The organism is Shinella fusca, assembly GCF_014203155.1.
Lineage (GTDB): Bacteria > Pseudomonadota > Alphaproteobacteria > Rhizobiales > Rhizobiaceae > Shinella > Shinella fusca.
On sequence record NZ_JACHIK010000021.1, the window covers coordinates 13,014 to 31,755 of the forward strand.

The following is an 18,742-nucleotide window of genomic DNA, read 5'->3' on the forward strand; positions in this document are numbered from 1 at the left end:
GGTCAGCCCCAGCTTGCGAAGAAATCCGCTCCGGCCCTGGCGCGGATCGCCGCGCCGGCCTCTTCGCCGAGCGCTGCGGCGTTTGCGGCCGGACCGCTCGCCGCGATCTCGTGGAAGCGGCTGCCGTCCGGCGTCAGGATCATGCCGCGGAAGGAGAGGTGGTCGCCCTCGACGGTCGCGTAACCGGCGATGGGCGTTCGACAGGAGCCGTCGAGCGTGGCGAGGAAGCCGCGTTCGCAGGAGACGGCGGCGCGGGTCGCGCGGTCGTCGATGGCCGACAGAAGGGCATCCATGCGCGCGTCGCCGACGCGGCTCTCGATACAGATCGCCCCTTGCGCCGGCGCGGGCGGGAAGATGGCGGGATCGAGAATCTCCGTCGGCACGTCCTCCTTGCCGAGGCGTTTCAGGCCGGCATAGGCGAGCAGCGTCGCATCCGCCTGGCCTTCGGCGAGCTTGCCGAGGCGGGTATCGACCTGGCCGCGGAAGACGATGACATTGAGATCCGGCCGAAGCCGCCGGATGAGCGCCTGGCGGCGCAACGATGCCGAGCCGACCGTCGCGCCTTGAGGCAGGTCGAGGAGGCGCTTTGCGGTGCGGCCGATGAAGGCGTCGCGCACGTCCTCGCGCGGCAGGAAGGCCGAGAGGTAGAGGCCCTCCGGCAGCTTCGTCGGCATGTCCTTGGAGGAATGCACGGCGAAATCGAGTTCGCCGGAGGAAAGCTGCGCCTCGATCTCCTCGGTGAACAGGCCCTTGCCGCCGATCAGCGCCAGCGAGCGGTCGGTGATGCGGTCGCCCTTGGTCGACAGCACGACGATCTCGAACATCTCCTCCGGCAGGCCGTGCGCCGCCATCAGGCGCGCGCGGGTCTCGTGGGCCTGGGCGAGCGCCAGCGGGCTGCCGCGCGTGCCGATCCTGAAAGGTTTTGTTTGCATCCGCCCTGATCCATTGTTACCGGGATGTCTCGTAACCGGCTTTACGGCCGCCCGCAATCGATCCAAGTGCTTCATGTCGCCCCACCTGACCATTCTCGGCATCGAAACGAGCTGCGACGAGACCGCCGCCTCCGTCGTTTCGCGCAACGTCGAGGGCCGGGGCGAGATCCTCGGCGAGGTGGTCCTGAGCCAGCTGGAGGAGCACAGCGCCTATGGCGGCGTGGTGCCGGAGATCGCGGCGCGCGCCCATGTCGAGGCGCTGGACAGCCTGATCTCCGAGGCGCTCCTGCGCGCGGGGAAATCGCTTGAGGACATTGACGCGATCGCCGCGACGAGCGGGCCGGGGCTGATCGGCGGGCTCATCGTCGGGCTGATGACGGGCAAGGCCATCGCGCGGGCGACCGGCAAGCCGCTCTATGCCGTCAACCATCTCGAAGGCCATGCGCTGACGGCGCGGCTGACGGACGGGCTCTCCTTCCCCTATCTCATGCTGCTCGTCTCCGGCGGTCATACCCAGCTCGTGCTGGTGCGCGGCGTCGACGACTACGAGCGCTGGGGCACGACCATCGACGATGCGCTCGGCGAAGCCTTCGACAAGACGGCAAAGCTCCTCGGCCTGCCTTATCCCGGCGGGCCGGCGGTCGAGCGCATGGCGAAGGCCGGCAATCCCGAACGCTTCACCTTCCCGCGCCCGCTCGTCGGCGAGGCGCGGCTCGATTTCTCCTTTTCCGGCCTCAAGACCGCGGTGCGGCAGGCCGCGCAGTCCATCGAGCCGGTAACGGAGCAGGATATCGCCGACATCTGTGCCTCCTTCCAGCGCGCCGTCTCGCGCACGATGAAGGACCGCATCGGCCGCGGGCTGGAGCGGTTCAGAGCTCTCTATCCGGATAGCGAAGCGCCGGCGCTTGTCGTTGCCGGCGGCGTGGCGGCCAATGCCGAGCTGCGCTCGACGCTGCAGGCGCTTTGCGACAAGAACCGTTTCCGCTTCGTCGCGCCGCCGCTCGCGCTTTGCACGGACAATGCCTCGATGATCGCCTGGGCGGGGCTGGAGCGCATGGCCGCCGGCTTTGCGCCGGACGACCTTGCCGTGGCGCCGCGCTCGCGCTGGCCGCTCGACCGCGAGGCGGCGACGCTCCTCGGCTCGGGCAAGCGGGGGGCCAAGGCATGACGGTCAGTTCGCGGATCGCCGTCGTCGGCGCGGGTGCGTTCGGAACGGCGCTGGCAAGCGTCGCGGCCGCCAGCGGCGGCGATGTCACGCTGATCGGCCGCAATGCCGACGTCGTCGAAACCCTGCGGGCGACGCGGCGCAACGAGAAGGTCCTGCCCGGCATCGACCTGCCGCAAACGCTCGCCTACAGCGCCGATGCGGAAGCGGTGCGGGGCGCCGGCATCGTGCTCTTCGCCATGCCCTCGCAGGCGCAGCGCATGGCCGCGCGCAGCCTCGCGCCGCTGCTGGCGCCGGGCACGGCGGTGGTGATCTGCGCCAAGGGCATGGAAAAGGAAAGCGGCCGCCTGCTGACGGACGTGCTGGAGGAGGAATTGCCCGGCCGCGAGATCGCCGTGCTCTCCGGCCCCGGCTTCGCCGCCGATATCGCCAAGGGCCTGCCGACGGCGATGGTGATCGCCGCGCGCACGGCGGAGATCGGTGCGGCGCTGGCGCTGGCGCTGTCCGGCCCGACCTTCCGGCTCTATCCCTCGACGGATAGGATCGGCGTCCAGCTCGGCGGCGCGCTGAAGAACGTGCTGGCGATCGCCTGCGGCATCATCGAGGGCGCGCGGCTCGGCGATTCGGCGCGTGCGGCGCTCATCTCGCGCGGACTTGCGGAGCTGTCGCGCTTCATCGCCGCCCATGGCGGCGACGGGGCGACGGTGACGGGGCTTTCCGGCCTCGGCGACCTTGTTCTCACCGGCACGAGCCACCAGTCGCGCAACCTGCGCTTCGGCATCGCGCTCGGCCGGGAAGGCGATGCGCGCGGCTGGTCGGGCGACCTTGTCGAAGGCGCCTTCGCCGCCTCGGTCGCCTCGACCGTCGCCGCGCAGAAGGGCATCGACATGCCGATCACCGATGCCGTCGCCCGCATCATCGACGGCACGCTCGACGTGAAGACCGCCATCGGGCAGCTTATGACGCGCCCGATCACCCAGGAATGACGGAAGGAAAGGATCGTCCCATGCATTTCGCATTCATCTGCCAGGACAAGCCCGGCGCGCTCCAGATACGCCTCGACACCCGCCCGGAGCATCTCGCCTACCTCAATGCGCTCAATGCGGACGGCAAGCTCGGCTTTGCCGGCCCCTTCCTCGACGGCGACGGCAAGTCGGTCGGCAGCCTCGTCGTGGTCGAGGCCGAGACGATCGAAGAGGCGCGGCAGATCGCCGGGAACGATCCCTACGCCAAGGCCGGCCTTTTCGCGAATGTCGAGGTGAGGGCCTGGAACTGGGTCTTCAACAAGCCGGAGGCCTGATTTCATATGGCATACTGGCTCTACAAGTCCGAGCCCTTCAAGTTCTCCTGGGAAAAGCTCAAGTCGAAGGGCGAGGCCGGCGAGGAATGGGACGGCGTGCGCAACTACCAGGCGCGCAACAACATGCGGGCCATGCAGATCGGCGACAAGGGCTTCTTCTACCACTCCAACGAGGGGCTGGAGATCGTCGGCATCACTGAGGTCTGCGGCCTGTCGCATCCCGATTCCACGGCCGGCGAGGACCCGCGCTGGGACTGCGTCGACATCCGCGCCGTGCGCGACATGCCGCGGCCCGTCTCGCTGAAGGAGATCAAGGCCAACCCGGCGCTCTCCAACATGTCGCTCGTCACCTCCATGCGCCTTTCCGTGCAGCCGGTGACGGAGGAAGAGTGGATCGAGGTCTGCCGCATGGGCGGCCTCGACAACCCGCCGCGCTGATGCTGCCGGCGTGAGAACGGACCCCGAGGTCTTCATCCGAAAGAACACCGGCGTGCTTTGCCCGCCGCATGTGCCGGAGGTGCGGCTGCGGCTCGCTACGGAGGCGCATGACCTTTGGCTGAAGACCGAGGAGGAACTGGAAGAGATCGGCCTGCCGCCGCCCTTCTGGGCCTTTGCCTGGGCCGGCGGGCAGGGGCTCGCCCGCCATGTGCTCGACCATCCCGGCCTCGTCGCCGGAAGGACGGTGCTCGATTTCGCCAGCGGCTCCGGCCTTGTCGGCATCGCGGCGCGAATGGCCGGCGCCTCGGCGGTGCTGGCGGCGGATATCGATCCGTGGAGCGGAACGGCGATCCGGCTGAACACCGGGCTCAACGGCGTCACGCTCGATTACACCGGCGAAGATATGCTGGGCCGCGACGGGGGATGGGACGTGGTGCTGGCCGGCGACGTCTTCTACGACCGCGCCTTCGCCGATGCGATCGTCCCGTGGTTCTCAGCGCTTGCCGCGCGCGGTGCCACGGTGCTCGTCGGCGATCCCGGCCGCGCCTATTGCCCGCGCGAGCGCATGGAGGCGCTTGCGACCTACCAGGTGCCGGTGACGCGGGCGCTGGAGGACAGCGAGGTCAAGAAGACGACGGTGTGGCGGTTCACCAGCGCGGCCGGATGACGCAGACGCCGGCTTCCCATGAGCAGCCGTAATTGCCGGGCGTCACGGTGATGATCTTCGGTCCGCCCCATGTCCGGCGCGTGCGCCGTTCGGACCGCGCGATCACGCCATCCTCGTCGGCATAGAAATAGAGGCTGCCGCCGCTGTCGCGATAGGCGGTGAAGGCGCCGCCGTAGAAATTGCGGTCGCGTGCCTGCCGGTCATGGTTGCCGCCGTAGCGAAGCACGCTGCCGGCCCGCCCGCCGAAGGCGTTGTCGAGATGGGGAACATACCGCAGCCGGGCGGAATGGTCGTGCTGGTGGTGATGGCGCCGGCCGCCGGCGTCTGCGGCCGTCATGCCGCCTGCCGCAAGCACGACCGCAAGCCATAAGACTTTGGTCGCACGATACGCTGATAACAGAGTCATTCTGTCCTGCCTTCCGGATTACACTTAACAAATCCTTAACGGCAAGATGGGTCGCGCGGGGGCGAAAGTCACGGATTCGATTGGGAATTCCGCACTTATCGTTAACGCGCGGCCGGCGGCTCGGACGGGTGTCGTCCGCCGGGCGCGTTTAATCGATTAAATTCATTTTGCACCGCAATGAGACTTGTGGTTCCGCTTTCCGGTGATTAAACGTCGCAATCACTGCATTGTGCACAACATACTGCAATTCCGGAGAAAATTCGTCCAGTTTTTGCTCTCCGGGGTTCCGTGAGGTTCAGATGGCGAATGTCACTCGAAGCCGGCCGCTCTCGCCGCATCTCCAGGTCTACAAGCCGATCCCGACGATGGTCATGTCCATCGTGCACCGCATTACCGGGGCCGCGCTCTATTTCGGCACCGTCCTCGTCGCCTGGTGGCTGATCGCGGCGGCAACGGGCGAAGCCTATTTCGACTGGGTGAACTGGTTCTTCGGCACGCTCGTCGGCCGCCTCATCCTCTTCGGCTACACCTGGGCGCTGATGCACCACATGCTCGGGGGGCTGCGCCATTTCATGTGGGACATGGGCCGCGGCTACGAGAAGCATTTTTCCACCCGGCTCGCCCTTCTGACCCCGGTCGTTTCCGTCGCCCTGACGGTGCTGATCTGGATCGCCGGCTACCTGGCACGCTGAGGAGACAACCATGGACATGCGCACTCCCCTCGGCAAGGTCCGCGGCCTCGGCTCGGCAAAGGACGGCACGGAGCATTTCTGGCGCCAGCGCCTGACGGCCGTCGCCAACGTCCCGCTGCTTCTCTTCTTCGTCGGTTTCCTCATCTGCTATAACGGCGCCTCCTACGCGGAAGTGACGGCGGCGCTCTCGCATCCGATCGTCGCCGTGATCATGGGCCTCGTCGTCGTGTCGGGCCTCTATCACATGAAGCTCGGCATGCAGGTCATCATCGAGGACTACGTGCATGGCGAAGGCGTGAAGATCGCGCTTCTCATGCTCAACACCTTCTTCGCGATCCTGGTCGGCGGGCTCTGTCTCTTCGCCGTCCTCAAAATCGCCTTCGCAGGATAATCCATCATGGCAGCGATCTCCTCCCCGGCGGCCAACGGCAAGGCCTATCAGTATGTCGACCATTCCTTCGACGTGATCGTCGTCGGCGCCGGCGGCGCGGGCCTTCGCGCGACGCTCGGCATGGCAGAGCAGGGCCTCAAGACTGCCTGCATCACCAAGGTCTTCCCGACGCGCTCGCATACCGTCGCCGCGCAGGGCGGCATCGCCGCCTCGCTGCAGAACATGACGCCGGACTGCTGGCAGTGGCACCTCTACGACACCGTCAAGGGCTCCGACTGGCTCGGCGACGTCGACGCCATGCAGTATCTCGCCATGGAAGCGCCGAAGGCGGTCTACGAGCTCGAGCATTACGGCGTGCCCTTCTCGCGCAACGCCGAAGGCAAGATCTACCAGCGGCCGTTCGGCGGCCACATGCAGAACTACGGCGAAGGCCCGCCGGTGCAGCGCACCTGCGCCGCCGCCGACCGCACCGGCCACGCCATCCTCCACACGCTCTACGGCCAGTCGCTGAGGAACAACGCGGAATTCTTCATCGAGTATTTCGCGCTCGACCTCATCATGTCGGCCGACGGGCGCTGCACCGGCGTCGTCGCCTGGAACCTCGACGACGGCACGATCCACCGCTTCGCCGCCAAGATGGTGGTGCTGGCGACGGGCGGCTACGGCCGCGCCTATTTCTCGGCCACCTCCGCGCATACCTGCACGGGCGACGGCGGCGGCATGATCGCCCGCGCCGGCCTGCCGCTGCAGGACATGGAGTTCGTGCAGTTCCACCCGACCGGCATCTACGGCGCGGGCTGCCTCATCACCGAGGGCGCGCGCGGCGAGGGCGGCTATCTCGTCAACTCCGAGGGCGAGCGCTTCATGGAGCGCTATGCGCCGTCGGCCAAGGACCTTGCCTCGCGCGACGTCGTCTCGCGCTGCATGACGATGGAAATCCGCGAAGGCCGCGGCGTCGGCAAGAACAAGGACCACATCTATCTCCACCTCGACCATCTCGATCCGGCCGTCCTGCACGAGCGCCTGCCGGGCATTTCCGAGAGCGCGAAGATCTTCGCCGGCGTCGACGTGACGCGCGAGCCGATCCCGGTCCTGCCGACCGTCCACTACAACATGGGCGGCATTCCGACGAACTTCTGGGGCGAGGTGCTGAACGCCGATAGCCAGAACCCCGAGCGCCTGGCGCCCGGCCTGATGGCCGTCGGCGAAGCCGGCTGCGCCTCGGTGCATGGCGCCAACCGCCTCGGCTCCAACTCGCTGATCGACCTCGTGGTCTTCGGCCGGGCCGCCGCCATCCGCGCCGGCCAGGTGATCGACCGCAACGAGGCTGTCCCGGCGCTCGACATTGCCGCCTGCGACAGGATCATGGACCGCTTTGACGGCCTGCGCTTCGCCAAGGGCAGCACGCCGACGGCGGTGCTGCGCGACAAGATGCAGCGCACCATGCAGGAAGACGCGGCCGTGTTCCGCACGCAGGAATCGCTGGAAAGCGGCTGCAAGCGCATGACGGAAATCTGGAAGGAACTGCCGGACATCAAGGTCACCGACCGCTCGATGATCTGGAACTCCGACCTCGTCGAGACGCTGGAGCTGGAAAACCTGATGGCCAACGCCATCGCCACCGTCTACGGCGCCGAAGCCCGCAAGGAAAGCCGTGGCTCGCATGCCCGCGAGGACTATGTCGACGGCCCCTTCGCCGGCCGCGACGACGTCAACTGGCGCAAGCACACGCTCGCCTGGGTGAACGCGGCGGGCGACGTGAAGCTCGACTATCGCCCGGTGCACACCGAACTCATCGCCGACGGGATCGATCCCAAGAAGATCGAGCCCAAGGCTCGCGTCTACTGATATCGAGGAGAACAGGACATGGTTGAACTCGCTCTCCCGAAGAACTCGCAGGTCACCGAAGGCAAGGTCTGGCCGAAGCCGGAAGGCGCGGCGAACACCCGCGAGCTGCGCATCTACCGCTGGAACCCGGACGACGGGAAGAACCCCTCGGTCGACACGTTCTACATCGACGTCGACGACTGCGGGCCGATGGTGCTCGACGCGCTGCTCTACATCAAGAACAAGATCGACCCGACGCTGACGCTGCGCCGCTCGTGCCGTGAGGGCATCTGCGGCTCCTGCGCGATGAACATCGACGGCACGAACACGCTCGCCTGCACCAAGGGCATGGACGAGATCAAGGGCACGGTGAAGATCTACCCGCTGCCGCACATGCCGGTGGTCAAGGACCTCGTTCCGGACCTCACGAACTTCTACGCCCAGCACCGTTCCATCGAGCCGTGGCTGAAGACCGTGTCGCCGACGCCGGCCAAGGAGTGGAAGCAGAGCCACGAGGACCGCCTCAAGCTCGACGGCCTCTACGAGTGCATCCTGTGCGCCTGCTGCTCGACCTCCTGTCCGAGCTACTGGTGGAACGGCGACCGCTATCTCGGCCCCGCCGTCCTCCTCCAGGCCTATCGCTGGCTGATCGACAGCCGCGACGAGGCAACCGGCGAGCGCCTCGACAACCTGGAAGACCCCTTCCGCCTCTATCGCTGTCACACGATCATGAACTGCGCCCAGTCCTGCCCGAAGGGCCTCAATCCGGCGAAAGCGATCGGCGAAATCAAGAAGATGCTGGTCGAGCGCCGTCTCTGACCTACATAAGCAGCGTTCATGAAACGTGAGAAGGCGGCCCGGACAATCGGGCCGTTTCGTCTTGATTCGTGCGGGCGATTCACGTTAATTCGGCGTGAATTGCTGCAGGGCAGCAGTATCGGGCAGACATCGGGAGTATCGACATGCGGATTTACCATGCGGCCGGCGGACTGATGATGGCGCTTGCTCTGGCGGGCTGCCAGCGGACGGCTTCGATGGACAGCGTCAATACGCAGCCGAATCTTGCTCCGCTCGAAGCCCAGCCGATCGGCACGGTTTCCTCCAGCCAGCTTCCCGATCCCACGACCGGCACCACCAGCCAGTTCCCCGAAAAGCCGACGACCGACATGGCCATGGCGACGGGCACGGGCGATCCGGCGGCTGCCGCCGGCGCGCTCGACGTGAAGAAGGAAGCCATGGTCGGCAACTGGCGCGTCGCCAACGGCCCGTCATCCTGCGACATGTTCCTGACGCTGACCAATCTCGGCGCTGGCTCGCGCGGCGGCACGCGCGGCTGCGCGGGCGAACTGACGGCGATGGGCTCCTGGGAAGTCGCCGGCAAGCAGGTGATCCTCAAGGACCGCGACGGCAACCCGATCGCACGCCTCTACAAGACGGCCGATTCCCGCTTCGACGGCTCGACCAATTCGGGCCAGCCGGTCAGCCTCTCGCGCTGATCGCATCCCTCCATCAGATACGGATGACCGCCGCCCATGGGCAAGGACTGGGACAGGGTTTCGACACACCCGGAACACGGCGTTTCGGATAGGCTGGAAGCCCTTGTCGCCAGCGGCGAATTGAAGGCGGACCCCGCCCAGAAGGCGATGGCCGTGCGCTTCGACCGGCTGCTTGCCGACGTCCATGCGCAAAGGCCGGCCCGCAAGTCGAGCGCGCTCGGCTGGCTCTTCGCCTCCCGCAAGCCGGAGGCTGTCAGTGCTCCCAAGGGCCTCTACATCTACGGCGGCGTCGGGCGCGGCAAGACCATGCTGATGGACATGTTCTTCGAGCTTGCGCCGGTCAGGCGCAAGCGGCGGGCGCATTTCCACGAATTCATGGCCGATGTCCACGAGCGCATCCACAGGCATCGCCAGAAGCTGAAGGCCGGCGAGACGAAGGAGGCGGACCCCGTGCCGCCCGTCGCCGCCAGCCTCATCGAGGAAGCGCGGCTCCTCTGCTTTGACGAATTCTCCGTGACGGACATCGCCGACGCGATGATCCTGTCGCGCCTCTTCGGCGAGCTTTTCCAGCGCGGCTGTATCCTGGTCGCGACGTCCAACGTGGAGCCGGACGATCTCTACAGGGACGGCCTCAACCGCGGCCTGTTCCTGCCCTTCGTCGGCCTCCTGAAGAAGCATGTCGAGATCGTGCCGCTGGATTCGCTGACGGACTACCGGCTGGAGAAGGACAGCGGCCTGCCGGTCTTCCGCCATCCGCTCGGGCCCGAGGCCGACAGGGCCATGGATGCGGCCTGGAAGCGCGCGACGGCGGGCCGGGATGTGGCAGCCGCGACGATCGCCTTCCGCGGGCGCGCCATCGCGGTGCCGCAGGCGGCGGGCCGCGCGGCGCGCTTCTCCTTCACCGACCTTTGCGAAAAGCCGCTCGGGGCCGCCGACTATCTCGAAATCCTTGCGCATTACGATACGCTCTTCGTCGACCACATTCCCCTGCTCGGGGCGGAGAAGCGCAACGAGACGAAGCGCTTCATCAACCTCGTCGACACGATCTACGATCATCGGGCGCGGCTCTTCGCCTCCGCCGCCGCGGCGCCGGAAGACCTGCTCGTCACCCGAAAGGGAACCGAGGGCTTCGAGTTCGACCGCACGGTCTCCCGCCTCATCGAGATCCGCAGCACGGAATATCTTGCCGACCACCGGGCCCGCTACGGCGAAAATATGTCGGCTGCATGACATAAATTCTTACGTTTACGTAAGAATTTATGCATCTAACCGATTGAAAATTCTCATTCGAAAAGTATGTGTTGAATTTTTAACCCCAGAGGCGTAATCCCTTGCGCCGAAAGGTCCCGCAATTGCGACATTGGGGACCGTTGATCGGAGCAAGAGGAAGCTTTCATGGCCCGCAAGAAGATCGCACTTATTGGTTCTGGCATGATCGGTGGCACGCTGGCGCATCTGGCCGGCCTCAAGGAGCTGGGCGACATCGTCCTCTTCGACATCGCCGACGGCGTTCCGCAGGGCAAGGGCCTCGACATCGCCCAGTCCTCGCCGGTCGAAGGCTTCAACGCCTCGCTGACGGGTGCGAGCGACTACGCCGCCATCGAGGGCGCGGACGTCTGCATCGTGACGGCCGGTGTCGCCCGCAAGCCGGGCATGAGCCGCGACGATCTTCTCGGCATCAACCTCAAGGTCATGGAACAGGTCGGCGCCGGCATCAAGAAATATGCCCCGAACGCCTTCGTCATCTGCATCACCAACCCGCTCGACGCGATGGTCTGGGCGCTGCAGAAGTTCTCCGGCCTGCCGAAGAACATGGTCGTCGGCATGGCCGGCGTGCTGGACTCTGCCCGCTTCCGCCTCTTCCTCTCCGAAGAATTCAAGGTCTCCGTGCAGGACGTCACCGCCTTCGTTCTCGGCGGCCACGGCGACACGATGGTGCCGCTCGCCCGCTACTCGACCGTCGCCGGCATTCCGCTGACCGACCTCGTCAAGATGGGCTGGGTCACCAAGGAGCGCCTCGAAGAAATCATCCAGCGCACCCGTGACGGCGGCGCCGAGATCGTCGGCCTGCTCAAGACCGGCTCGGCCTATTACGCCCCGGCCGCCTCCGCCATCGAGATGGCCGAGTCCTACCTAAAGGACAAGAAGCGCGTGCTGCCCTGCGCCGCGCACCTTTCCGGCCAGTACGGCGTCAAGGACATGTATGTCGGCGTTCCGACGGTCATCGGTGCCGGCGGCGTCGAGCGCATCGTCGAGATCGACCTCAACAAGGCCGAGCAGGAAGCCTTCGACAAGTCGGTCGGCGCCGTCGCCGGTCTTTGCGAAGCCTGCATCAACATCGCGCCCGCGCTGAAGTAATCCCGGTTCTTTCGTTTCACGCAATTCCGGACGCAAAACCGCTTCACACTTTTGCTGGAATTGCTCAGACAGGATTTTCTCATGAACATTCACGAATACCAGGCCAAGGCTCTGCTCAAGAGCTACGGCGCGCCGGTCGCGGAAGGCGTGGCCATCTTCTCCGCCGACGAGGCGGAGGCCGCTGCAAAGTCGCTTCCCGGCCCGCTCTACGTGGTCAAGAGCCAGATCCATGCCGGCGGCCGCGGCAAGGGCAAGTTCAAGGAGCTCGGCCCCGACGCCAAGGGCGGCGTGCGCCTCTCCAAGAGCGTCGATGAAGTCGTCGCCAATGCCAAGGAAATGCTCGGCAACACGCTCGTCACCGCGCAGACCGGCCCGGCCGGCAAGCAGGTGAACCGCCTCTACATCGAGGACGGCGCCGACATCGACCGCGAACTCTACCTCTCGCTGCTCGTCGACCGCTCCGTCGGCCAGGTCGCCTTCGTCGTCTCGACGGAAGGCGGCATGGACATCGAGGCCGTCGCCCACGACACGCCGGAGAAGATCCTGACGGTCGCCATCGACCCGGAAGCCGGCGTCACCGCAGCCGATCTCGCCAAGCTGACCGCCGCCCTCAAGCTCGAGGGCGAAGCCAAGGCGGATGCGGAAAAGCTCTTCCCGATCCTCTACAAGGCCTTCGTCGAGAAGGACATGAGCCTTCTGGAGATCAACCCGTTGATCGTCATGAAGAACGGCCGCATGCGCGTCCTCGACGCCAAGGTCTCCTTCGACGGCAACGCGCTCTTCCGCCATGAGGACATCAAGGCGCTGCGCGACGAGACCGAGGAGGACGCCAAGGAAATCGAGGCCTCCAAGTGGGATCTCGCCTATGTGGCGCTCGACGGCAATATCGGCTGCATGGTCAACGGCGCCGGCCTTGCCATGGCGACGATGGACATCATCAAGCTCTACGGCAAGGAGCCGGCGAACTTCTGCGACGTCGGCGGCGGCGCCGGCAAGGAGAAGGTCGCGGCGGCCTTCAAGATCATCACCGCCGACCCGAAGGTCGAGGGCATCCTCGTCAACATCTTCGGCGGCATCATGAAGTGCGACGTCATCGCCGAAGGCGTGGTGGCGGCCGTGCAGGAAGTGGGCCTCAAGGTTCCGCTGGTCGTTCGTCTCGAAGGCACGAATGTCGAGCTTGGCAAGAAGATCCTGAACGAATCGGGCCTGGCGATCACCGCCGCCGACGATCTGGACGACGCCGCCAAGAAGATCGTCGCCGCGATCAACGGCTAACTGAAGGACCAGACCTCATGTCGATTCTCGTCAACAAGAACACCAAGGTCCTCGTTCAGGGCCTGACCGGCAAGACCGGCACCTTCCACACCGAACAGGCGCTCGCCTATTACGGCACCAAGATGGTCGGCGGCATCCACCCGAAGAAGGGCGGCGAAACCTGGACCGGCTCCAAGGGCGAAACCCTGCCGATCTTCGCCTCGGTCGCCGAAGGCAAGGAAAAGACCGGCGCGGACGCGTCCGTGATCTACGTTCCGCCGGCCGGCGCCGCGGACGCGATCATCGAGGCGATCGATGCGGAAATCCCGTTCATCACCTGCATCACCGAAGGCATCCCGGTTGCCGACATGGTGCGCGTCAAGGCCCGCCTCGACCGCTCCTCCTCGCGCCTGCTCGGCCCGAACTGCCCCGGCATCCTGACGCCGGAAGAATGCAAGATCGGCATCATGCCGGGCTCGATCTTCCGCAAGGGTTCGGTCGGCATCGTCTCGCGCTCCGGCACGCTGACCTATGAGGCCGTGTTCCAGACCTCCAACGAAGGCCTCGGCCAGACGACGGCCGTCGGCATCGGCGGCGACCCGGTCAAGGGCACCGAGTTCATCGACGTCCTGGAGATGTTCCTCGCCGACGACGCCACGACCTCCATCATCATGATCGGCGAGATCGGCGGCTCGGCCGAAGAGGATGCCGCGCAGTTCCTCATCGACGAGGCCAGGAAGGGCCGCAAGAAGCCGATGGCCGGCTTCATCGCGGGCCGTACCGCGCCGAAGGGCCGCACCATGGGCCATGCCGGCGCCGTCGTTTCCGGCGGCAAGGGCGATGCGGAATCCAAGATCGCGGCGATGGAGGCGGCGGGCATCCGCGTCTCGCCTTCGCCCGCGCGTCTCGGCAAGACGCTGGTGGAAGTCCTCAAGGGCTGAAGATACGAAAAGGGTGGGCCGGCTGAAAATGCCGGCCGATCCGTCTCTTCCCGGCGCGATGCGGAAGCGGCGCCGGGCGGCAAACCGGCAAGGCCCGGTCAACACGATCGTTCGGGAGGCGGGCTTTCGCCCGCAAGACACCATGGCACGGCAAGACGCCAACGAACAATTCCTGGCCACGTCCTTCCTCGACGGAGCGAATGCGGCCTATATCGAACAGCTCTACGCCCGGTACGAAGCGGACCCCGCTTCCGTCGGCGAGGAATGGCAGGCCTTCTTCAAGGCCCTCGAGGACGAGCCTTCCGACGTCGTGAAGGCTGCCAGGGGCGCCTCGTGGAAGCGCGCGAACTGGCCGATCCACGCCAATGGCGAGCTCGTCTCGGCGCTCGACGGCAACTGGGGCGTCGTCGAACGGGTGCTGGAGAAGAAGGTGCAGGCGAAGGCCGAGGCCGTCGCCGCAAAGACCGGCACGCCCGTCGACCAGGCCGGCGTCAACCAGGCGACCCGCGATTCGGTGCGCGCCATCATGATGATCCGCGCCTACCGCGCCCGCGGGCACCTCCACGCCAAGCTCGATCCGCTCGGCATCGCCGCCCCGGTCGAGGACTATCACGAGCTTTCGCCCTCGAACTACGGTTTCGAGGAGAAGGATCTCGACCGCAAGATCTTCATCGACAACGTGCTCGGCCTCGAATACGCGACCGTGCGCGAGATGGTGGAAATCCTCGAGCGCACCTATTGCTCGACCATCGGCGTCGAGTTCATGCACATTTCCAACCCGGAAGAGAAGGGCTGGATCCAGGAGCGCATCGAGGGTCCGGACAAGGGCGTCGACTTCACGCCGGAAGGCAAGAAGGCGATCCTGCAGAAGCTGATCGAGGCGGAAGGCTTCGAGCAGTTCATCGACGTCAAGTACAAGGGCACCAAGCGCTTCGGCCTCGACGGCGGCGAGTCGCTGATCCCGGCGCTCGAGCAGATCATCAAGCGCGGCGGCCAGCTCGGCCTCAAGGAAATCGTGCTCGGCATGGCCCACCGCGGCCGCCTCAACGTCCTGACCAACGTGATGGCCAAGCCCCACCGCGCCGTCTTCCACGAGTTCAAGGGCGGCTCCTATGCGCCGGACGACGTGGAAGGCTCGGGCGACGTGAAGTACCACCTCGGCGCCTCCTCGGACCGCGAGTTCGACGGCAACAAGGTGCACCTGTCGCTGACGGCCAACCCCTCGCATCTCGAAATCGTCAACCCGGTCGTCATGGGCAAGGCGCGCGCCAAGCAGGACCAGATGGCGACCGTCTTCGAGGGCGACATCATCCCGCTGCGCGAGCGCGTCAAGGTCATGCCGCTCCTCCTGCACGGCGATGCGGCCTTCGCGGGCCAGGGCGTCGTCGCCGAGATCCTCGGCCTTTCGGGCCTGCGCGGCCACCGCGTCGCCGGCACCGTGCATGTCATCATCAACAACCAGATCGGCTTCACCACGAACCCGGCCTTCTCGCGCTCCTCGCCCTATCCGTCGGATGTGGCCAAGATGATCGAGGCGCCGATCTTCCATGTGAACGGCGACGATCCGGAGGCGGTGACCTATGCCGCCAAGATCGCCACCGAATTCCGCATGAAGTTCCACAAGCCGGTCGTGCTGGATATCTTCTGCTACCGCCGCTTCGGCCACAACGAAGGCGACGAGCCCGCGTTCACGCAGCCGAAGATGTACAAGGCGATCCGCGCCCACAAGACGGTCGTCAACCTCTACGGCGCCCGCCTCATCGCCGAAGGCCTCATCACCGAGGGCGAGTTCGAGAAGATGCGGGCCGACTGGCGCGCCAACCTCGAACAGGAATTCGAGGCCGGCCAGTCCTACAAGCCGAACAAGGCCGACTGGCTGGACGGCGCATGGTCGGGCCTTCGCGCCGCCGACAACCAGGACGAACAGCGCCGCGGCCGCACCTCCGTGCCGATGAAGCAGCTCAAGGAGATCGGCCGCAAGATCGCGACGATCCCGGAAGGCTTCCACGCCCACAAGACCATCCAGCGGTTCATGGACAACCGCATGCAGATGATCGAGACGGGCGAGGGCATCGACTGGGCGATGGGCGAGGCGCTCGCCTTCGGGACGCTCTGCGTGGAAGGCACGAAGATCCGCCTTTCCGGCCAGGACTGCGAACGCGGCACCTTCTCGCAGCGCCATACGGTTCTCTACGACCAGGAGACCGAGGACCGCTATATCCCGCTCGCCAATCTCTCGCCGACCCAGGCGCGCTACGAGGTCATCAACTCGATGCTCTCGGAAGAAGCCGTTCTCGGCTTCGAATACGGCTATTCGCTGGCCCGTCCGAATGCGCTCACCCTCTGGGAAGCCCAGTTCGGCGACTTCGCCAACGGTGCGCAGGTCGTCTTCGACCAGTTCATCTCGTCTGGCGAGCGCAAGTGGCTGCGCATGTCGGGCCTCGTCTGCCTCCTGCCGCACGGCTATGAAGGGCAGGGGCCGGAGCACTCCTCCGCGCGCCTCGAACGCTTCCTCCAGCTCTGCGCGGAAGACAACATGCAGGTCGCCAACGTCACGACGCCGGCGAACTACTTCCACATCCTGCGCCGCCAGGTGAAGCGCGACTTCCGCAAGCCGCTGATCATGATGACGCCGAAGTCGCTGCTGCGCCACAAGCGGGCGATCTCGTCGCTGTCGGAAATGGCCGGCGAGAGCTCGTTCCACCGCCTGCTGTGGGACGATGCGGAGGTCATCAAGGACGGCCCGATCAAGCTGCAGAAGGACGCCAAGATTCGCCGCGTCGTCATGTGCTCGGGCAAGGTCTACTACGACCTTCTGGAAGAGCGCGAGAAGCGCGGCATCGACGACGTCTACCTCCTGCGCCTGGAACAGCTCTATCCGTTCCCGGCCAAGGCGCTGATCAACGAGCTGTCGCGCTTCCGCAACGCCGAGATGGTCTGGTGCCAGGAAGAGCCCAAGAACATGGGCGCCTGGTCCTTCATCGACCCCTATCTCGAATGGGTGCTGGCGCATATCGACGCCAAGTACCAGCGCGTGCGCTACACCGGCCGTCCGGCCGCCGCCTCGCCGGCGACGGGCCTGATGTCCAAGCACCTCTCGCAGCTTGCCGCCTTCCTCGAGGACGCGCTGGGCGGTTGATCCGCCCGGCCTATCCCTTCCCACGCAAAGACACGAACGAACGGAACTCAACTCATGGCTACCGAAATCCGCGTCCCGACCTTGGGCGAATCCGTCAGCGAAGCGACCGTCGGCACCTGGTTCAAGAAGGTCGGCGACACCGTGAAGGCCGACGAGCCGCTCTGTGAGCTCGAAACCGACAAGGTGACGATCGAAGTGCCGGCCCCGGCCTCCGGCGTCCTGTCGGAAATCACCGCCGCCGCCGGCGAGACGGTCGAACCGGGCGGCCTGCTCGGCCAGATCGCCGAAGGCGCGTCCGCCGGCGCCGCCGCTCCGGCTGCTGCCGCGAAGGCCGAAAAGCCCGCTGCCGCGCCTGCCGCCGAAGCCAAGCCCGCCGCTGCCGGCCCCTCTTCCATGCCGCCGGCCCCGGCCGCCGCCAAGCTGCTCGCCGAAAACAACCTGTCGGCCGGTGACGTCGACGGTTCCGGCAAGCGCGGGCAGGTGCTGAAGGGTGACGTCATCGCCGCCGTCGCCAAGGGCATCACGGCTGCATCCGCAGCCGCCGAGCCCGTCAAGGCCGCCGCCCGCCCGGCCTCCTCGCAGGCCGATGCGCCGCGCGAGGAACGCGTGAAGATGACGCGCCTGCGCCAGACCATCGCCAAGCGCCTCAAGGACGCGCAGAACACCGCCGCCATGCTGACCACCTACAACGAGGTGGACATGTCGGCCGTGATGGACCTGCGCGCCCGCTACAAGGACCTCTTCGAGAAGAAGCACGGCGTCAAGCTCGGCTTCATGGGCTTCTTCACCAAGGCCGTCACGCACGCGCTGAAGGAGATCCCGGCCGTCAACGCCGAGATCGACGGCACCGACATCGTCTACAAGAACTATTGCCACATCGGCGTCGCCGTCGGCACGGACAAGGGCCTCGTCGTTCCGGTCGTTCGCGATGCCGACCAGATGTCGATCGCCGAGATCGAGAAGGATATCGGCCGCCTCGGCAAGCTGGCGCGCGACGGCGCGCTGTCCATGGCCGACATGCAGGGCGGCACGTTCACCATCTCGAACGGCGGCGTCTACGGCTCGCTGATGTCCTCGCCGATCCTCAACGCGCCGCAGTCGGGCATCCTCGGCATGCACAAGATCCAGGACCGCCCGGTCGTCGTCGGCGGGCAGATCGTCATCCGCCCGATGATGTATCTGGCGCTGTCCTACGACCACCGCATGGTGGACGGCAAGGAAGCCGTGACCTTCCTCGTGCGCGTCAAGGAAAGCCTGGAAGATCCGGAACGCCTCGTTCTCGATCTCTAAGAGGAAACCCGCCATGGAGGCAGCACCCGCACCTTTCCTGCTTGCGCTCGTCGGCTGGAGCGTCGTGCTGCTCTTCGTCCACGTCATGCTGCAGGGCATGGCTGCGACACGCGAACTCGGATCGGCATGGAATGCCGGTCCGCGGGACGACGGGCGGCGCCCGCAGGGTGTCCTTGCCGGCCGCGCCGCGCGGGCGTCCGCGAATTTCCGCGAGACCTATCCCGCCTTCGTCGCGCTGGCGCTCGCCCTTGTCCTTGCCGGCAGGGCGGAGGGTCTCGGGACCATCGGTGCCGGGGTCTGGCTTGCCTGCCGCATCGTCTATATCCCGCTCTATCTTGCCGGCATCCCCTATATCCGCTCCGTTGTCTGGCTGGGTTCGGCCATCGGCCTTGCGGTGATGTTCGTCGCCCTCGTGTTCTGATCGTGCGCCGCGCGGGCGCGGCGGG

General features: G+C 66.2%; 19 protein-coding genes. 17 read left to right on the forward strand and 2 right to left on the reverse strand.

Annotated features, from left to right (window positions below; translation table 11 throughout):
• Nucleotides 1-2: 2 nt before the first annotated feature.
• A complete protein-coding gene (hemC, locus tag HNQ66_RS20850; RefSeq protein WP_184146370.1) occupies nt 3-932 on the reverse strand; it encodes a hydroxymethylbilane synthase in 930 nt (309 codons plus the stop codon).
• Between the two features lie 73 nt (nt 933-1,005).
• Between hemC and tsaD the strand changes: the two genes are divergently transcribed.
• Genes tsaD through HNQ66_RS20875 form a run of 5 tightly spaced genes read left to right on the forward strand, consistent with a single transcriptional unit; the run spans nt 1,006 to nt 4,502 of the window.
• Complete coding sequence (gene tsaD, locus HNQ66_RS20855) at nt 1,006-2,100, forward strand: tRNA (adenosine(37)-N6)-threonylcarbamoyltransferase complex transferase subunit TsaD (protein ID WP_184146372.1); 1,095 nt, start codon at nt 1,006-1,008, stop codon at nt 2,098-2,100.
• Nucleotides 2,097-3,083 (forward strand): NAD(P)H-dependent glycerol-3-phosphate dehydrogenase, encoded by a 987-nt coding sequence (locus tag HNQ66_RS20860; RefSeq protein WP_184146374.1) that lies wholly within the window; start codon nt 2,097-2,099, stop codon nt 3,081-3,083. Before tsaD ends, HNQ66_RS20860 begins: the two co-directional genes overlap by 4 nt.
• Nucleotides 3,084-3,103: 20 nt before the next feature.
• Nucleotides 3,104-3,397 carry a YciI-like protein gene (locus tag HNQ66_RS20865; protein WP_184146376.1) on the forward strand — a complete coding sequence of 98 codons (294 nt, stop codon included), beginning with the start codon at nt 3,104-3,106 and terminating at the stop codon, nt 3,395-3,397.
• A 6-nt stretch (nt 3,398-3,403) separates the two neighbouring features.
• Entirely contained in the window at nt 3,404-3,835 is a 432-nt protein-coding gene (locus tag HNQ66_RS20870; protein WP_184146378.1) for an EVE domain-containing protein, read from the forward strand.
• A gap of 10 nt (nt 3,836-3,845) precedes the next feature.
• On the forward strand, nt 3,846-4,502 hold the full coding sequence (locus tag HNQ66_RS20875) for a 50S ribosomal protein L11 methyltransferase (protein ID WP_184146380.1): 657 nt from the start codon (nt 3,846-3,848) through the stop codon (nt 4,500-4,502).
• Here HNQ66_RS20875 and HNQ66_RS20880 read toward each other — a convergent pair.
• Nucleotides 4,483-4,839: a hypothetical protein gene (locus HNQ66_RS20880; RefSeq protein WP_184146382.1), complete on the reverse strand. Its 357-nt coding sequence runs from the start codon at nt 4,837-4,839 to the stop codon at nt 4,483-4,485. The two genes, HNQ66_RS20875 and HNQ66_RS20880, sit on opposite strands and share 20 nt — an antisense overlap.
• Nucleotides 4,840-5,207: 368 nt before the next feature.
• Between HNQ66_RS20880 and sdhC the strand changes: the two genes are divergently transcribed.
• From sdhC to HNQ66_RS20940, 12 genes are all read left to right on the forward strand, one after another.
• Nucleotides 5,208-5,600, forward strand: coding sequence for a succinate dehydrogenase, cytochrome b556 subunit (gene sdhC / locus HNQ66_RS20885; RefSeq protein WP_184146384.1), 393 nt, complete (start codon nt 5,208-5,210; stop codon nt 5,598-5,600).
• 10 nt (nt 5,601-5,610) lie between these two features.
• On the forward strand, nt 5,611-5,991 hold the full coding sequence (sdhD, locus tag HNQ66_RS20890; RefSeq protein WP_184146386.1) for a succinate dehydrogenase, hydrophobic membrane anchor protein: 381 nt from the start codon (nt 5,611-5,613) through the stop codon (nt 5,989-5,991).
• Between the two features lie 6 nt (nt 5,992-5,997).
• Nucleotides 5,998-7,839, forward strand: coding sequence for a succinate dehydrogenase flavoprotein subunit (gene sdhA, locus HNQ66_RS20895; RefSeq protein WP_184146388.1), 1,842 nt, complete (start codon nt 5,998-6,000; stop codon nt 7,837-7,839).
• Between the two features lie 18 nt (nt 7,840-7,857).
• Complete coding sequence (locus HNQ66_RS20900; RefSeq protein ID WP_184146390.1) at nt 7,858-8,637, forward strand: succinate dehydrogenase iron-sulfur subunit; 780 nt, start codon at nt 7,858-7,860, stop codon at nt 8,635-8,637.
• Between the two features lie 143 nt (nt 8,638-8,780).
• Nucleotides 8,781-9,314 (forward strand): protease inhibitor Inh/omp19 family protein, encoded by a 534-nt coding sequence (locus tag HNQ66_RS20905; RefSeq protein WP_184146392.1) that lies wholly within the window; start codon nt 8,781-8,783, stop codon nt 9,312-9,314.
• A gap of 36 nt (nt 9,315-9,350) precedes the next feature.
• The gene (zapE, locus tag HNQ66_RS20910; protein WP_184146393.1) at nt 9,351-10,544 is read left to right on the forward strand and encodes a cell division protein ZapE; all 1,194 of its coding nucleotides are present in this window, start codon (nt 9,351-9,353) and stop codon (nt 10,542-10,544) included.
• A 165-nt stretch (nt 10,545-10,709) separates the two neighbouring features.
• The gene (mdh, locus tag HNQ66_RS20915; RefSeq protein WP_184146395.1) at nt 10,710-11,672 is read left to right on the forward strand and encodes a malate dehydrogenase; all 963 of its coding nucleotides are present in this window, start codon (nt 10,710-10,712) and stop codon (nt 11,670-11,672) included.
• Nucleotides 11,673-11,753: 81 nt separating this feature from the next.
• Entirely contained in the window at nt 11,754-12,947 is a 1,194-nt protein-coding gene (gene sucC / locus HNQ66_RS20920; protein WP_184146397.1) for an ADP-forming succinate--CoA ligase subunit beta, read from the forward strand.
• Nucleotides 12,948-12,964: 17 nt separating this feature from the next.
• A complete protein-coding gene (gene sucD / locus HNQ66_RS20925) occupies nt 12,965-13,867 on the forward strand; it encodes a succinate--CoA ligase subunit alpha (protein WP_184146399.1) in 903 nt (300 codons plus the stop codon).
• A 142-nt stretch (nt 13,868-14,009) separates the two neighbouring features.
• Entirely contained in the window at nt 14,010-17,006 is a 2,997-nt protein-coding gene (locus HNQ66_RS20930; protein ID WP_184146401.1) for a 2-oxoglutarate dehydrogenase E1 component, read from the forward strand.
• A 54-nt stretch (nt 17,007-17,060) separates the two neighbouring features.
• On the forward strand, nt 17,061-18,296 hold the full coding sequence (odhB, locus tag HNQ66_RS20935; protein ID WP_184146403.1) for a 2-oxoglutarate dehydrogenase complex dihydrolipoyllysine-residue succinyltransferase: 1,236 nt from the start codon (nt 17,061-17,063) through the stop codon (nt 18,294-18,296).
• A 13-nt stretch (nt 18,297-18,309) separates the two neighbouring features.
• Nucleotides 18,310-18,717: an MAPEG family protein gene (locus tag HNQ66_RS20940; RefSeq protein ID WP_184146405.1), complete on the forward strand. Its 408-nt coding sequence runs from the start codon at nt 18,310-18,312 to the stop codon at nt 18,715-18,717.
• Nucleotides 18,718-18,742: the final 25 nt, after the last annotated feature.

Bases quoted from the DNA above. Each gene is read 5' to 3' on its own strand.
- hemC (WP_184146370.1), bottom strand. From the start codon at position 932: ATGCAAACAAAACCTTTCAGGATCGGCACGCGCGGCAGCCCGCTGGCG.
- tsaD (WP_184146372.1), top strand. From the start codon at position 1,006: ATGTCGCCCCACCTGACCATTCTCGGCATCGAAACGAGCTGCGACGAG.
- HNQ66_RS20860 (WP_184146374.1), top strand. From the start codon at position 2,097: ATGACGGTCAGTTCGCGGATCGCCGTCGTCGGCGCGGGTGCGTTCGGA.
- HNQ66_RS20865 (WP_184146376.1), top strand. From the start codon at position 3,104: ATGCATTTCGCATTCATCTGCCAGGACAAGCCCGGCGCGCTCCAGATA.
- HNQ66_RS20870 (WP_184146378.1), top strand. From the start codon at position 3,404: ATGGCATACTGGCTCTACAAGTCCGAGCCCTTCAAGTTCTCCTGGGAA.
- HNQ66_RS20880 (WP_184146382.1), bottom strand. From the start codon at position 4,839: ATGACGGCCGCAGACGCCGGCGGCCGGCGCCATCACCACCAGCACGAC.
- sdhC (WP_184146384.1), top strand. From the start codon at position 5,208: ATGGCGAATGTCACTCGAAGCCGGCCGCTCTCGCCGCATCTCCAGGTC.
- sdhD (WP_184146386.1), top strand. From the start codon at position 5,611: ATGGACATGCGCACTCCCCTCGGCAAGGTCCGCGGCCTCGGCTCGGCA.
- sdhA (WP_184146388.1), top strand. From the start codon at position 5,998: ATGGCAGCGATCTCCTCCCCGGCGGCCAACGGCAAGGCCTATCAGTAT.
- HNQ66_RS20900 (WP_184146390.1), top strand. From the start codon at position 7,858: ATGGTTGAACTCGCTCTCCCGAAGAACTCGCAGGTCACCGAAGGCAAG.
- HNQ66_RS20905 (WP_184146392.1), top strand. From the start codon at position 8,781: ATGCGGATTTACCATGCGGCCGGCGGACTGATGATGGCGCTTGCTCTG.
- zapE (WP_184146393.1), top strand. From the start codon at position 9,351: ATGGGCAAGGACTGGGACAGGGTTTCGACACACCCGGAACACGGCGTT.
- mdh (WP_184146395.1), top strand. From the start codon at position 10,710: ATGGCCCGCAAGAAGATCGCACTTATTGGTTCTGGCATGATCGGTGGC.
- sucC (WP_184146397.1), top strand. From the start codon at position 11,754: ATGAACATTCACGAATACCAGGCCAAGGCTCTGCTCAAGAGCTACGGC.
- sucD (WP_184146399.1), top strand. From the start codon at position 12,965: ATGTCGATTCTCGTCAACAAGAACACCAAGGTCCTCGTTCAGGGCCTG.
- HNQ66_RS20930 (WP_184146401.1), top strand. From the start codon at position 14,010: ATGGCACGGCAAGACGCCAACGAACAATTCCTGGCCACGTCCTTCCTC.
- odhB (WP_184146403.1), top strand. From the start codon at position 17,061: ATGGCTACCGAAATCCGCGTCCCGACCTTGGGCGAATCCGTCAGCGAA.
- HNQ66_RS20940 (WP_184146405.1), top strand. From the start codon at position 18,310: ATGGAGGCAGCACCCGCACCTTTCCTGCTTGCGCTCGTCGGCTGGAGC.